This is a genomic window from Photorhabdus namnaonensis (genome assembly GCF_001684335.1).
Lineage (GTDB): Bacteria > Pseudomonadota > Gammaproteobacteria > Enterobacterales > Enterobacteriaceae > Photorhabdus > Photorhabdus namnaonensis.
The window spans coordinates 105,118-120,162 of sequence record NZ_LOIC01000034.1 but is presented as its reverse complement, the minus strand read 5'-3'; the positions used below and the strand labels follow the sequence as shown (position 1 = coordinate 120,162).

The following is a 15,045-nucleotide window of genomic DNA, read 5'->3' as shown; positions in this document are numbered from 1 at the left end:
TTATATCAACAAATAACATATAAAAACCCAAAAAACATTTAAAAAATTAAAGTATTTTATATAAAATACATTATTATTTTGAATGATTGGTTAATGACATGCAGAACTGCTGATCTATCGGCTTATGACAAGAAATTCTGTTCAAAATCCTGCAAAATTGTACCGAAAATCTCTCACTTTACGACTTTGCGCTGATGATAAGAGCATTTCCATCTCTCGTGGCTATTTTCTGACAGGTGATAAAATGTAATAAAAAATTCTCTATTATTTCTGATTTGTCTGAAACGGTGTGTTTTTTCTACACCGAATATAGCCAGACTCTCGACGAACATTAAAATACCCATACAAGCTAGTCGGTTTACACCGGTGAATAGCTCGTATAAAGTTCAGACTTTAAAAAAAGTAAAGGGTTCAGTCTGTGGGTGATCCTTGAACATCCCTATCGCTAGCTTGAAATGACTTGCCAGTAGATTTCTGGTGTATCCAAGATCTTTGGTCGCACTAAAGAATGAATTCCACTGAGCCTATTCACCAATAAAACCACCACCATTATTGAAATATCAAAAGAACACACATGCAAAATTATATTCTTCTACTACTTAGCCTGGCACTTTTTGGACCTTTGGGTGTCGATGTATTCTTGCCTACAGTCCCTGCCATCGCCGAGGATTTTAAAGTTAACAATGAAGTTATTCAGTCAACAATTTCTTTATTTTTATTAATTATGGGGCTAGGCCAGTTAATCGCTGGACCATTGGTAGATAAATTCGGCCGCCGGCCAGTGGCCCTAACGGGTATCATCTTATATATCATCGGTTCTGTGATAGCAGCGCTTGCTACTTTTCCCGAAATTTTTATTGCCGCGCGAATTATTCAAGGATGTGCTGTCTGCTGTACCAGTGTCGTCTGCGTTAGCGGTGTGCGTGATCGCCTAAACGGCGATGAAGCCGCCAAAGCCTATGGATTCATTAACGGTACGCTAAATATTGTTCCCGCTCTCGCCCCATTACTTGGCGGCATTCTGGCCGAAATTTTCAACTGGCGAGCGCCATTTTGGTTTTTGACTTGCTATTCGGTTATTGCACTACTGATCATTGCCGCCTGGTTACCAGAAACGCGCCCCGCTAACACTAAGCCAGTTCGCGGGCTACCGCTAAAGCAATACTTTCAAATTCTTAGTAATGCCCAGTTTATGCATTTTGCCCTGGTTAACGCCGGCATTATGGGAATAGTCATTACCTATGTGTCATTTGCCCCCACCGTGCTGATGACCGAGGGCCATGTATCACCGTTAGCCTTTTCATTGATTTTTGGCGGCAACGGACTCTGGGCGATGATCGCCTTCCTAACCGTAAATAAAATCATCCATCGAATTGGTCGCCCTGGCTGCCTGCTATTAGGGGCAATTCTGATGGCGCTGGCTAGCCTGTCTCTATTTTCTGGCATGCATCTGCCAACTGTCGCCAGCCAGCACTGGCTAAGCTACATGTTGCCGGTTGCTTTCGCTTGTACAGGTATGGCATTTGCTATGGGGCCTGCGACCAGTTATGCACTAGAACCTTATTCTGACGAAGCCGGTGTCGCTTCCGCACTAATAGGATTCGTCCAGATGGCTGTCGGCTCCTCTCTCTCTCTCATCGCGATGGTGTTACCATTTTCGCTCAAACAGTCACTGGTGTTAATCATGCTACTCGGTACCGCGCTAACCCTGTCAGCACACCTACGCAGTCGCAATCTGAAAGGACGGGTAGTTTCGCTGGAATCCTAAAACATCTGTCACACACCTAACCCCATCATCTGCATCAGTTGCTGTGCTTGCTGAATCGCCTCCTGGCGATTCGCAATTCCTAGCTTCTGATACAGATTCCGTATATGCGTCTTGATAGTTGTCGTCGCCACATCCAACTCCGCGGCAATCTGATCATTACTGTAGCCTGAATAAATCAATCCCAACACCTGCCACTCACGTTGTGTCAGCGGACTATTACGAATAAGCTCGGGAACATCGGGATGTGTTAGCAACTGTGTGACAAAACTTTCATCAAAATGGGCGAATTTATGGCGATGTTGACGGTTGATATCCCGCAGAATGCGCTGCGCACGATGCAACTCCAATTCAGACAAGGTATTGAGTTGAATAAGCTGACGTAGCTGTTGGGCCATCAACTCGCCTTCAATGACAAAATGGCTAATAAATCCGGTACGGTTAGCCAGAGCCAATGCCTCGATAAGTGCACTCTGCGCTTCGCTTTTGCGTCCAATATGCCAATAAAGCAGGTTACACAACAGTAAATTACGGTTCAAATCGCTGATTAATTGCAGTTTTCTCGCATGTTGATTCAGTGTATCCAAAATGGACTCAGCCTCATCATACAAACCAAGCAGAATCTGAGCACGAGCAATATTGCGCCACTGCCCCTGATTAAAATGATTACTGACGCTTTCCGGTCGCTCGGTCTGTGTCAACCACCGAATAGCAGCGCTTTTATCTTCCATATTTTGCCAAATGATGACTCGCAATTTGTCCGTATTCGTGCGCCAATCTCTGTGATACTGCCCATTACTTAACAAGTTTTCACAACGCGCCAGATAACGGCGGGCATTATCAATATCTCCCCTAGTCAGAGAACATTTAGACAACTGGGTCAGACACTGCAACTGCTGTTGAGGTTGGAAGTTAGACAACACCTCCAACCCACGGCGCGCAGCCTCTTCGGCTTCATCAAGACGAGACCAGCACCATAAAAGCTGTGAACGGATACGCAACAAAAATTCATGCATTGGCAACTGCTCCAAATGCTGTTCACGGATCAATTCAAACGCCTTGCTCTGCGTTTCATAAGCCGTCTGCAAATATCCCTGAGCTAATAAAATCTCACTTTGCTGCAATAATGCCCACAACGCATAGTGATGAACATGGAAACGACGCGCAAGCTGCTCGGTTTGTTGCATCCGCGCTAACGCATCAGACAACTCACCTCTACAATGTAATACTTCCCCTTCCACGGAAGTCGCAACAATACGACTGTATTCATTCTGAGGAAGCAGTGCCGCCAAAGCCTGTTTCGCCAACTTATCAGCCATCTCCGGCTTACCACTGTTCATCGCCACCTGAGCCCGTAACGCATCGAATTCAGCGAGTAGATCCGGCTCAATAGCAATTTGTTTCTGTTGCAGAGCCTGTTCCGCCTGATTTAACAGTGTATTGACCTCCGAGTAACGATGTTGGCTTTGGGCCAGCCAAGCTTGAAGCAGCACCAGACGCGGACTCTCCAATAGCTGCTCATAAGGCAGCGCATTCATACACTCTTCCAACAGAGATAACTCACTGTGGTTAAACAGCGACCAAGCATGCTGCAACAAAATATCGCGTAACATGGCAGTATCACCCGCCGCCAAGGCATGATGAATCGCCTCGCCCGGATACCCCTGCGCCAACCAACCTTCTGCGGCCGCACGATGCAACTCCGGCAATTGCAACGCCATTTCCCACTGACAGCGTTGACGTAGAAACGAAGCAAAAAGCGGATGAAAGCGAAACCATTCGCCAGAATCATCCATACGCTGAATAAACAGCCCCTGACGTTCGGTTTCCTCAAGGCGCTGCTGACCATTCTCTTCACCGGTCAAACGAACAATCAAACCATCATTCATGGAGCGCAAGATAGAGCTGCGCAACAAAAATTCACGCGTCGAACTATCCACCTGATTGAGTACCTCATCCACCAAATAATCGGAAAGATGGCTGGCGTTAATGCCCGACAAGCGCTTAGCCGACAGTTCAGCGGCATCACACGACTGCCGCGCTGACAACGCGATAAGTTGGAGCGCCGTCGCCCAACCCGCCACTTCATTGCATAGGCGCTTACAATCGTCAGCGTCAAGGGATGTGGTTAAACGCTTATCAAAAAATTGCTGCGTTTCTTGATAATCAAACGCCAGTTGCTGACTGTCAATTTCCAATAATTGCTCACGCACTCGCAGATTAGCAACCCCAAGAAAAGGCAAATTACGCGATAAGATGGTTAACGTCAGATTCTCAGGCTGGTGACGCAGGAAAAACCGCATTGCCTCATGAATAATATTATTTACAATCAGATGATAATCATCAATCACCAGGAAAATGGGCCGCTGCCACTCACTAAGTTCAATAAATAATTGAGCGAAAAGCGCGGGTAAATTGGCATATTGATGTTTTTGGGCCAACACTTCACTTTTAACACAGTGTCCCTGCGTAGCCTGCTGCAACGCCGCGATAAGATAGCTGGCAAAACGTTCCGGCTGATTATCGCTCTCATCCAAAGAATACCACCCCAGATTATCTTGCCCGGCAGCCCACTGAGAGACCAATGTGGTTTTGCCATAACCAGCGGGGCTGGTTATTAGCACAAGACGATAATTAGACGACTCATTCAGTCTGATTAACAGACGCTTACGCAAGACTGTATTATTCAGACGAACAGGACGACTCAGTTTTGATGGGATAAGCATTAATTTCCGTGCCCATTAAGAAGCGATAAGTGAAACCCGCGTCGGAACCCTATGTGATGTTATTAAATAATTTATTTCACGGTCCGTATTGACGTCATTAATCAACCCAACCAAATTTAGTGAAATAGAGGGCTTTTGCAAATATGTTTGCGAACCCCATAGTATTAAGTTGCGCACCCTATCACATTCTTGAACAGCAAATTCCATTTTCTACAGATAAGTTATGGAAGCGATTAGCAAATTACCTTATCGATCCGCTGGAAAAAACGAACTCAATAAATGCAAAAATGATGAGAAATATAGTTACTGGCTACGCCCTTCTACTCCTCCCTGACTAATACCTCTCCAGGATGATGCTTTAGATCCTGAGAGCATTCAGCATAGTGCTTAAATTTTCCTTTTCAGCTACAGGATAAAGACTCCATGCAACAGTCCAGATTAGATAAAGCCCAGTTTCAGGCTGCGCTGACACGTCAATGGCAGCGCTTTGGCCTCGGTTCAGCACAGGAAATGACCCAGCATCAGTGGTGGCAAGCCGTTAGCGCGGCCCTGTCAGAACTGTTGCCCGCATGCCCTATCATCAATCATTCCGACCAACAACGCCATGTGAACTACATCTCTATGGAGTTTCTGATTGGCCGTTTAACCGCAAACAATCTGCTTAACCTTGGTTGGTATGAAGACGTTCAGGCTTACCTGGCAGAAGAAAATATCATTCTCAGTGATCTTCTAGAACAGGAAACCGACCCTGCTTTAGGTAACGGCGGATTGGGACGGCTCGCCGCCTGTTTCCTTGATTCTATGGCAACCGTCGGTCAGTCGGCAATTGGCTATGGTCTGAATTATCAATACGGCCTGTTCCGCCAATCCTTTGAACAAGGGCAACAAATTGAAGCACCAGATAATTGGGACCGAGAATCCTATCCCTGGTTCCGTCACAACACTCAGTTAGATGTTGAAGTGCATTTCGGCGGCAAAGTCGTCATAACCGATGATGGACGCGAAACTTGGGCGCCTGACTTTACCTTGATTGGAGAAGCCTGGGATCTACCCGTCATTGGTTATCGCAATGGTGTTACTCAACCATTACGCCTGTGGCAAGCAACCCATGCCGAGCCATTTGATCTTGACAAATTCAACGCCGGGCAATTTCTGGCAGCGGAACAGCAAGGTGTTGAAGCCGCTAAACTGACAAAAGTTCTCTATCCGAATGATAATCATCAGGAAGGCAAACGCCTGCGTCTGATGCAACAATATTTCCAATGTGCCTGCTCCGTCGCAGATATCTTGCGTCGCCATCAGCTAGCGGGCCGCAAAATGGAAGATCTGCCTAAATATGAAGTTATCCAGCTTAACGATACCCATCCAACGATCGCCATCCCCGAAATGATGCGCATCCTACTGGATAAACACCAAATGAGTTGGGAAACAGCATGGGAGATAACCAGCCATACTTTCGCCTATACCAACCATACCCTGATGCCAGAAGGTTTGGAATGTTGGGACGAGGATCTAGTCAGCCACCTGCTGCCACGCCATTACAGCATCATTAAAGAAATTAACTACCGGTTTAAAAAGTTGGTGGACAAAAACTGGCCCGGCGAGCAAGCCGTATGGGAAAAATTAGCTGTACATTATAACCATCAGATACGCATGGCGAATCTTTGTGTCGTCGCGGGCTTTGCCGTAAACGGGGTAGCGGCGCTACACTCACAGCTCATCGTTAAAGATCTCTTCCCTGAATACCATCAACTATGGCCGAATAAGTTTCTCAACGTGACAAATGGCGTTACCCCACGTCGCTGGCTCAAACAGTGTAACCCGGCACTGTCAGGATTGCTTGACCGTACGCTTAATTGCGAATGGATTAACGATCTTGACGCTCTTAAAACACTTGAACCTTATGCGGATGACGCCGCTTTCCGCGAAGAGTACCGAGCTATCAAACAAAGCAACAAGATCCTGCTAGCCAATTATGTCAATAAAGTAATGGGGCTTAAGCTAGATCCAAACGCCATTTTTGATGTGCAAATCAAACGCTTGCATGAATATAAACGCCAGCATCTGAACCTGTTGCATATCCTATCGCTCTATAAACAAATTCAGGAAAACCCGGCGCTGGATATCGTGCCACGCGTATTCCTGTTTGGCGCGAAAGCCGCGCCTGGCTACTATTTGGCAAAAAACATTATCTCTGCCATCAATCAGGCTGCGGAGAAAATCAATAACGATCCAATCGTCCGTGATCGCATTAAGATCGCTTTTATCCCCGATTACAAAGTTTCTATCGCAGAACTCATGATCCCGGCTGCCGATGTTTCAGAGCAAATCTCCACTGCCGGTAAGGAAGCTTCCGGTACCGGCAACATGAAACTGGCACTGAATGGCGCACTGACCATCGGAACACTGGATGGAGCGAACGTCGAAATTGCCGAACAGGTCGGAGATGACCATATCTTCATTTTCGGGCATACCGTAGAAGAAGTGAAAGCGCTGAAAGCCGCTGGTTATGACCCGCTAAAACTACTCAAGGAAGATCAGCATCTGGACAACATACTCAAGGCGCTGGCTAGCGGCGAGTTCAGTTATAGCGACAAGCGAGCGTTCGATATGCTGCTACATAGTCTGATTGAAGGTGGCGATCCTTATCTGGTACTAGCTGATTTTGCCTCCTATTGTGATGCGCATAAACGGATCGATACCTTGTACCGCGATACTCAAAGCTGGACGCGTAGCGCCACTCTAAATACCGCCCGGATGGGAATGTTCAGCTCTGACCGAACAATCCGTGATTATCAACAGCGTATCTGGCAAGCAAAGAGATAAGGAAAAATCATGGAGGAGAAAAGCCTCGATCATTTAGCGACCGAGGCTGGCATTGTCGCCAGCTATATTAATGCTTATGGTAAACCGCAAGCGATTCCGGCAGAAACCCGGCACTACTTGTTGGATGCGATAAGTGAAAACAAACCGGCCAGCGAGCCGGTTTCACCCCTACCGACAGTAAAAGTTTTTACTCAAGGCGAGCACTTCACCATCACCCTGAAAGATGAAGAGCACTACCAATGGCAAATACAGACAGAACAAGGAGAGGAATTTCAGGGGCATTGCCGCCGTATATTGACGCTACCTGACACGCTTGTTCTGGGCTACCATCACCTCACGTTGACACAAGAAACCCAATGCTGGTCCATGCAGATTATCGTGGCGCCCAAACGCTGCTATGAACCAGACGCTCTGCTAAAGGGAGAAAAACTTTGGGGTGCCTGTGTGCAACTCTACACCTTGCGTTCAGAAAACAACTGGGGAATCGGCGATTTTGGCGACCTGAAACACATGCTGAAAGAGATAGCGGCGCGCGGAGGCGCTTTCATCGGGCTGAATCCGTTGCATGCACTGCATCCAGCCATGCCAGAAAGCGCTAGTCCCTACAGCCCCTCTTCACGCAACTGGCTTAATGTAATTTACATTGATGTTAATCAAGTTGAGGATTTCAAACTCAGTGAAGAGGCGCAGAGTTGGTGGCAAGCACCAGAGACTCAACGCACGTTACAGTATTCCCGCAGCACAAAATGGGTGAATTACACTACAGTGATGGCGTTGAAAATGGCGGCACTGCGTCTGGCACATCAACAATTCGGTACGCGCCCAGAACATGATTCCCTCCAAACCACTTTCCGCCAATTTGTCATTCAGGGTGGTGAATGTCTCTACTATCAAGCCGCCTATGACGCTCTACATTGCCGACTATACGCCGAAGACAACTCCTATTGGGGCTGGCCGGTATGGCCGGAAAAGTACCACGATCCGCACAGCGAAGCCGTACAAACATTTTGCCAGTCTCACCCGCAGGAAGTGGAATTTTTCCTCTGGTTACAGTGGCTGGCCGATACGCAACTTGCAGACTGCTTTACACAAAGCCAAACAAGTGACATGCAGATTGGGCTTTACCGTGATTTGGCCGTTGGTGTAGCCGAAGGCGGATCGGAAACCTGGTGCAACCGGGTTGTCTACTGCACCAAAGCGTCAGTGGGAGCGCCGCCGGACGCCCTTGGACCACTGGGTCAAAACTGGGGCCTCCCCCCCATGAATCCTCATGTTTTACAAGCTCAGGCTTACCAACCGTTCATTAATCTGCTGCGCACAAATATGACCCACTGCGGTGCGCTACGCATTGACCACGTGATGTCGATGCTCAGGCTTTGGTGGATTCCCTATGGCGAAACCGCTGACAAAGGAGCATATGTACACTACCCGGTTGATGATCTGATGGCAATTCTGGCACTAGAGAGTCAACGTCATCGCTGTCTGGTCATTGGTGAAGATTTGGGGATTGTACCGGAAGAGATTGTGGGCAAACTGCGCGATAGCGGTGTCTATTCTTATAAAGTGCTCTACTTTGAGCGTCATGGCAATGGGGCATATCGTGCACCTGAGGATTACCCGATACAAGCAATGGCGACCATCACCACCCATGATTTACCGACCTTGAGTGGATTTTGGCAAAGCAACGATTTGACACTTGGGGAATCACTCAAACTCTACCCTGATAAAGACCTGCTTCAAGGGTTACATACTGATCGTCAAGCGAGCAAACAAGGGTTATTAGAAGGCTTACATCGCTACGGCTGTGTCCCGGAACATATCGGTCACATGGCAAAAGAGGTAGACATGTCACCGATAATAAACCAAGGGCTACATCGTTATATCGCCCACAGTGCCTGCGCACTACTGGGACTGCAACCCGAAGATTGGCTGGATATGGATAAACCGGTCAATATTCCAGGTACGGTAATGGAATATCCTAACTGGCGACGTAAATTGAATACCACTCTGGAAACCCTGTTTGGTGATGATCATGTCAATCAATTGCTGAAAGATGTAGATAGATGCCGTAAAAAAACGGGAATAGCCAGAGGTTAAATGCCGTAACGTCTATTTCTCCTCCGAAAGCATTATCCTGTCCAGTTTAAAGGATGGTTTTAATCTATAAACCATCCTTCATATTGCTGACTGTTAACACCTTGATTACCAACGTTGAGTTTTCATCAATGATAAAACAGGCATTCAGAAAAGCCTTTTTTATCTGTCAGTGTGGTTTTAAAAGCTGGATAAAGAGGCCAAGCGTACCCCGGAAAAAACAGGTAAAAACTTTAATCATCAAAAGTAAAAAGCAGTGATTAAGGATTTTTAAAAGCGGGTAAAAACTCCGATGTCATTCGGACATTGGAAGAGAAAACATCAGAAAAAACGGGTTTTAAATTGATTAAACAAGGTGAAAAGATGACAGTGTTAACCTAATAACAATAATATATCCTATCAAAACATTTAACCGTATTAACCACATTACCCCCCCTTCTTAAATAAAAGATTTCGCCTGACTGCAACAAGTTTGCGAAAAATCAGAGACTATAATTGTAGAAAACCGGGCGGCTTTTAGATTAACCCCAGAAAAGCAAGAATGTTTAGCAACATTAAAAATGATTAAAGAAATGGGCGTTAATCTTAATACCGTTAACAGTTCCGCCATCCTCACTGGTTTTAAACCTAAAAAACCAAACACTGAAAAAGAAGAAAACCTGAATATCAGTTTAATGAAAACAAGGAGGTTAAATACGATTCAGAAAATGTAAAAACCATTAAACCCACTATAATTAATCAATAAAAATCATTTATTAAGCAGATTTAAAATTAAAAACAGACAACCCCTCAGAATGAAAACTACTGCTCAAGCTTATCATATCTTTAATGTTGTTCTTTTACTTACATTTCCGTTTTACTGGTGATTAATCAACTAAGTATTAAGAAATAGGCGCCTCATTGATACCAACTTTTTAAAAGGTATAGGATGACTAAAAACAAGCTATTCATTACTGTGTTTAAACATTTATCGACAATACTACCCTTCACTTATTTTATATTTACCTAACCAACTATAACTATTTAAAAACACAAAAGAATAGAGATTAAACATTTCATTCAACAGACTGATTTAACCCAATAAATCAAAACTTTCAGTAACGTGATTAATGACATTTAGTCGCAATTCACTCACCATTAACCAAGAGTTGAAAAGCAATAATCAGGTAAAACAACATTAATAGAATAGATTAACGCTCAAGTGTTTTCTCACCATTATTTTACGAGTAAATCAATAAAAAAGAGATAAAACGATCAATTTAACCGAATTTAAATGCTAGAAAAGAGTTATCTTAAAAAACATTAACGGTGTTTTTATTCTATCAAGGTATTGATTAATGATTTATAAAGAAAAGATAAAGGGTAATGATTTATAAAAACCCGCAGAATGGCCAGTAAAGCAATATTAGTAAAACAATATTGGTAAAAACCATGTCAGTTAAAATAAATCGGATATGATTAACGTTCATTTAAACGTAAAACCACGATATATCATAATATTTAAATTTAGCAAAAAGCATATATCCAAAAGATAAAAAACGGTTAAAACCAGATACCGATTAAAATCAGACGTTAAAAAAATAACTTTTAATCACAGTTTAAAACCTGCTCTGGTTTTATGGGTATCTCAACTAAAGGTTTTAGCATTGGATGGTTATGACCGTACCTGTAATCGACAAGCGCCGGTCGGGCAATCACAATTAACAAGATGTCCCTCCAGCGCGACCGGTATTCCTTGTATATTGAACAAGTCAGAACCTTCCGCAATCGCGCCCGTCTGTTTACAGGCGGGACAAAACACCGGGGCACCTTTACAGGCAACCGAGAGTTGTTGGTTTACTAAATCGGAACCATTTAACACCTCGCCTCCGGTTGTTGTGGTATCACCTTTAAGGATAATTTTTTTACTTTCCACGACACTTCGCATTATTTTTACTCCGTTATATTTTCCGCTTCTCGCATTAAATGCCAGACAGTTGTGCCCTTCTCGGCACCTTCAACATCAAAAGCCATCGTACCCTGAGCAAAGAAGTACTGCTTGCCCGGCAGGCTATCGGTTCGCCAGATCCCGCTGACCAGTGCAGGGTGGTTGCCTCTCATAGGAGTCACTTGCAGCGGCCCCTGATCATAACGGGCATACCAGGCCAGTGTCGAAATATCATCAAAATGACCGTTACCATAGAAGTGCAATGAATGGCCTTCACGAGGTATCACCCGTATCGGACGTATTAGCTGATTAATGGCAAAATAACTCTCCGGGACACTGCCCGGTAATGGCGTCAAGTCCGGGTATTGACCGGCCCGGATAATCAGGCCATCACGGTAAGAACTCATCACCACATCCCGGTAGGGGCGCAGCACCTGACGTATCCAGTATTCCCCACCCAGTCGGTTTACAAATCGTTTGGACAACAGGGTGATCCAGTTAATGCCACGGATGGAATGTCCATACTGTAATTTTGCTGTATGAACCGCAGAATTAACCTGCAATGCAGGGTAACGCTGAGCTAACTGGTACTCTAAGGGAAAGTAGTCATGGTAATCTCTGGGCAGGACCAGACAATAACCGCAGTCCCCACTGTCCGGTTCGAGTTGTTCGCACAGAAACTCCAACCAGGCCATAAACCGGGTCATGCCCTCTTGTTCTTTCAGATAATCCCAAGGCAGCACCAGACTCAGGTAAGAGCTACTGTCGTCACCATCAGCTTCATCGGAATCCAAGTAATGCATCAGATAGCGAGGGGCTTCATAGATATTTTTGGCGTCACTGATATCCCAGGTAGAAAGCTGGTTTTTTTTCTGATTAAGAATACCTTCTTCCACTTTGGCAATATTTTCTGGGGAATATTTTTTTAGTCCTTTCAGTGAATGACGATGAAAACGCAGATGAGTACCAAACTCTTCACGAAAGCGGCTATAACAGGCCAGAATGCGTTGTTTTTTCTCCCGGGTGTAGCCTTGTTTAAAAAACAGGGTGATAGAAATTCCAAGACGAGAAACGGTCAGCCCATCGCCATTGAGGAAGGTAAACGCGGTCAGTTGTGATTTCAACTGGGCAAAGTAATCTACAGTTTCCATCATTTTCTCCGTGAGTTATGAGGCGGTGGATAATCAGTTATTCCCACATATTTGCTGCTTCCCGTACCAGATGCCAGAGGGTTGTGCCCGTCTCTGCACCTTCAACATCAAAAGCCATCGCCCCCTGAGCAAAGAAGTACTGCTGGCCAGGCAGGCTGTCGGTTTGCCAGATCCCGCTGACCAGTGCAGGATGGTCGCCTCTCAGAGGGGTGACTTGCAGCGGGCCACGGTCATAACGGGCATACCAGGCTTGTGTGGAAATATCATCAAAATGCCCCTCTCCATAAAAATGCAGGGAATCACCTTCTCCCGGAACAAAACGTATCGGACGTATCAACTGGTTAATGGCAAAATAACTCTCCGGGACACTGCCCGGGAGTGGCGTTAAGTCCGGGTATTGACCGGCCCGGATTATCAGACCATTGGAATAAGAAGTAATCACCACATCCCGGTAGGGGCGCAGCACCTGACGTATCCAGTATTCCCCACCCAGTCGGTTTACAAAGCGTTTGGACAGCAGGGTGATCCAGTTAATGCTTCGGATGGAATGGGCATAATCGTCCAGCGTGGTGTGAACAGTGGAGTTGACTTGCAGGGCAGGGTAACGCAGGGCCAGTTGGTACTCCAGAGGAAAATAGTCATGATAATCTCTGGGTAAGACCAGACAGTAACCACAGTCTCCCCAGTCAGGTTCAAGCTGTTCACATAGAAAATCCAGCCAGGCCATAAACTGGGTCATGCCCTCTTGTTCCTTTAGATAATCCCAGGGCAATACCAGACTGAGGTAAGAGCTACTGTCGTCACTATCGATTTCTCGAGAATCCAGATAACGCATCAGATAGCGAGGGGCTTCATAGAGATTTTTAGCATCACTGACGACCCAACTAGAAGGCTGATTCTTTTTCTGATTAAGAATGCCTTCTTCCACTTTGGCAATATTTTCCGGCGAATATTTTTTTAACCCTTCCAGTTCATGACGATGAAAACGCAGGTGAGTGCCAAACTCTTCGCGAAAGCGCCGGTAGCAGGCCAGAATGCGTTGCTTTTTCTCCTGAGTGTAGCCCTGTTTAAAAAACAGGGTAATCGAGAGACCCAGACGGGAAACAGTCAGTTCATCAGCATTGCTAAAAAGAAAAGAGGTCAGTTGTGATCTCAACTGGGTAAAATAATCTAAAGTATCCATATTCTCTCCGTTAATTATGAAGCAGTGGCGAATGTCACACTCGCCAATATTGCCAGTACAGCGGCTAACGCAGCAGCGCTGACTGCGGCGGCGGCAGCTAAAATTTCCACCAGTGCAATCAGCGCCGCAGCGACAGCCAAGGTGACCAGGATAACAACGGCAACACCGGCAATAATCACCACCACTTCCAGCATGCCTTCCCCCACCTCTTTTAATATTTGCATCCAGCTAATGTTTTTGAGCTCTTCCAGGGTGATATCTGAGTCCTGTTGCACGATTTGCCACTGGGCTTTTATCTCACTCTCCGTCCAAGTCACGATTTTCCCCGTTTGTTCACTGACCCAGGAAAACGCGTAGCTGACCTGATGGCTTATCGGGTCAATAACCTCTTCACACACCCACTTGCCGGCCTGATTGAGCCAGACTCCAAACTGGGCAAGGAGCTCCCGGGTACTGTCGCGGACATAATTCAACCCATTTTCGGCCAGACCCGCCACCTCTTGCCCGAGGATAACCCAGTCTTCATAGCTGGGTAAGAAAGACCACGGGGAGGTACTGACCAGCGGGAGTTTTTTGGTCAACGGCTGCGGAATAGTCCCCGGTGCACCCTCTGCGGGAGGAGCGGGTAAAGCTTCCTCATCAGGCGGCGAACCGGGGGGTAGCGGGGCCAGTGGTATCGGATTTTTATAGTGTTGAGAACCGGGCTGATAAAGTTTTCGCCACGCTTCATCGTACTGTTTTTGCTCCTCTGTGCGGCTATCGTCGACACGCATCACGCCAAAGCGGTCACGGGTAGCAATTCGGATATAATCTTTTTCCTGACTATCAGAGAGTTCATCCCCCGGAAATTTCACCTCAATCAACATCTTTAGGTTATCAGGATGCACAGAACCATCAAAGTAGGTGGCATTTCTGCCCGGCCACCGGAGAGTTTCATCTTTAACCAGAATAATATCGGGGCGCCGAATACCAACAATTTCAAATTTCTCCATATCGTCGGCAGAAGGCCGGGCAAACGGATTACTGGATTGCGGCAAATTACCACCATAACGCTGCTTAGAGACTTGACTGGTCGCCAGCATGGGCAGAGGAACGTCTTTAGTCGCTCTGATAGCAAACACCACTTCTGCTTTATAAGGCCACAGAAAATCGTGTTTATACTCTTCCACTTTGATTAATCCGCTCATGACAATCTGTTTAAGAAAGCGAATAGCCCCCAGTTTGGTGATAATCATTGCCGGCAGCCGCTGGGCATATTCAGCTTTCCTCGCCAGATAACAGGGATCTTCATCGGCGGGAAAGACGCCTATTTCCATCGTGCAGTTAATTGAGGTGACAGCCGGGCACATCTTGCCGCTATTGGATATTGCCAT

General features: G+C 46.0%; 8 protein-coding genes. 3 read left to right on the top strand and 5 right to left on the bottom strand.

The annotated features are described in order from the left end of the window. The first annotated feature begins 574 nt into the window (after window positions 1-574). Window positions 575-1,768: a multidrug effflux MFS transporter gene (locus Phpb_RS07010; protein WP_065389732.1), complete on the top strand. Its 1,194-nt coding sequence runs from the start codon at window positions 575-577 to the stop codon at window positions 1,766-1,768. An 8-nt stretch (window positions 1,769-1,776) separates the two neighbouring features. Here Phpb_RS07010 and malT read toward each other — a convergent pair whose 3' ends face one another. Continuing rightward, window positions 1,777-4,491: an HTH-type transcriptional regulator MalT gene (gene malT, locus Phpb_RS07005; protein WP_065389731.1), complete on the bottom strand. Its 2,715-nt coding sequence runs from the start codon at window positions 4,489-4,491 to the stop codon at window positions 1,777-1,779. A 423-nt stretch (window positions 4,492-4,914) separates the two neighbouring features. Here malT and malP point away from each other — a divergent pair, with 423 nt between their 5' ends. Together malP and malQ are read left to right on the top strand one after the other, a co-directional pair. Further along, window positions 4,915-7,317: a maltodextrin phosphorylase gene (gene malP / locus Phpb_RS07000; protein ID WP_065389730.1), complete on the top strand. Its 2,403-nt coding sequence runs from the start codon at window positions 4,915-4,917 to the stop codon at window positions 7,315-7,317. A gap of 9 nt (window positions 7,318-7,326) precedes the next feature. After that, the gene (gene malQ / locus Phpb_RS06995; protein ID WP_065389729.1) at window positions 7,327-9,414 is read left to right on the top strand and encodes a 4-alpha-glucanotransferase; all 2,088 of its coding nucleotides are present in this window, start codon (window positions 7,327-7,329) and stop codon (window positions 9,412-9,414) included. Window positions 9,415-11,065: 1,651 nt separating this feature from the next. On the opposite strand, the gene Phpb_RS06990 is transcribed toward malQ, so the two are convergent. The 4 genes from Phpb_RS06990 to Phpb_RS06975 are packed head-to-tail and all read right to left on the bottom strand — an operon-like array spanning window position 11,066 to window position 15,045. Beyond that, window positions 11,066-11,338, bottom strand: coding sequence for a PAAR domain-containing protein (locus tag Phpb_RS06990; RefSeq protein ID WP_065389728.1), 273 nt, complete (start codon window positions 11,336-11,338; stop codon window positions 11,066-11,068). 5 nt (window positions 11,339-11,343) lie between these two features. Beyond that, on the bottom strand, window positions 11,344-12,489 hold the full coding sequence (locus Phpb_RS06985; RefSeq protein ID WP_065389727.1) for a DUF3396 domain-containing protein: 1,146 nt from the start codon (window positions 12,487-12,489) through the stop codon (window positions 11,344-11,346). A gap of 37 nt (window positions 12,490-12,526) precedes the next feature. Continuing rightward, entirely contained in the window at window positions 12,527-13,672 is a 1,146-nt protein-coding gene (locus tag Phpb_RS06980; RefSeq protein WP_065389726.1) for a DUF3396 domain-containing protein, read from the bottom strand. Between the two features lie 14 nt (window positions 13,673-13,686). Next, a complete protein-coding gene (locus Phpb_RS06975) occupies window positions 13,687-15,045 on the bottom strand; it encodes a VRR-NUC domain-containing protein (protein WP_065389725.1) in 1,359 nt (452 codons plus the stop codon).

Excerpts from the sequence above, each read along its gene's own strand:
- Phpb_RS06980 (WP_065389726.1), bottom strand. The coding sequence starts at position 13,672 with ATGGATACTTTAGATTATTTTACCCAGTTGAGATCACAACTGACCTCT.
- Phpb_RS07010 (WP_065389732.1), top strand. The coding sequence starts at position 575 with ATGCAAAATTATATTCTTCTACTACTTAGCCTGGCACTTTTTGGACCT.
- malQ (WP_065389729.1), top strand. The coding sequence starts at position 7,327 with ATGGAGGAGAAAAGCCTCGATCATTTAGCGACCGAGGCTGGCATTGTC.
- malT (WP_065389731.1), bottom strand. The coding sequence starts at position 4,491 with ATGCTTATCCCATCAAAACTGAGTCGTCCTGTTCGTCTGAATAATACA.
- Phpb_RS06990 (WP_065389728.1), bottom strand. The coding sequence starts at position 11,338 with ATGCGAAGTGTCGTGGAAAGTAAAAAAATTATCCTTAAAGGTGATACC.
- Phpb_RS06985 (WP_065389727.1), bottom strand. The coding sequence starts at position 12,489 with ATGGAAACTGTAGATTACTTTGCCCAGTTGAAATCACAACTGACCGCG.
- malP (WP_065389730.1), top strand. The coding sequence starts at position 4,915 with ATGCAACAGTCCAGATTAGATAAAGCCCAGTTTCAGGCTGCGCTGACA.
- Phpb_RS06975 (WP_065389725.1), bottom strand. The coding sequence starts at position 15,045 with ATGGCAATATCCAATAGCGGCAAGATGTGCCCGGCTGTCACCTCAATT.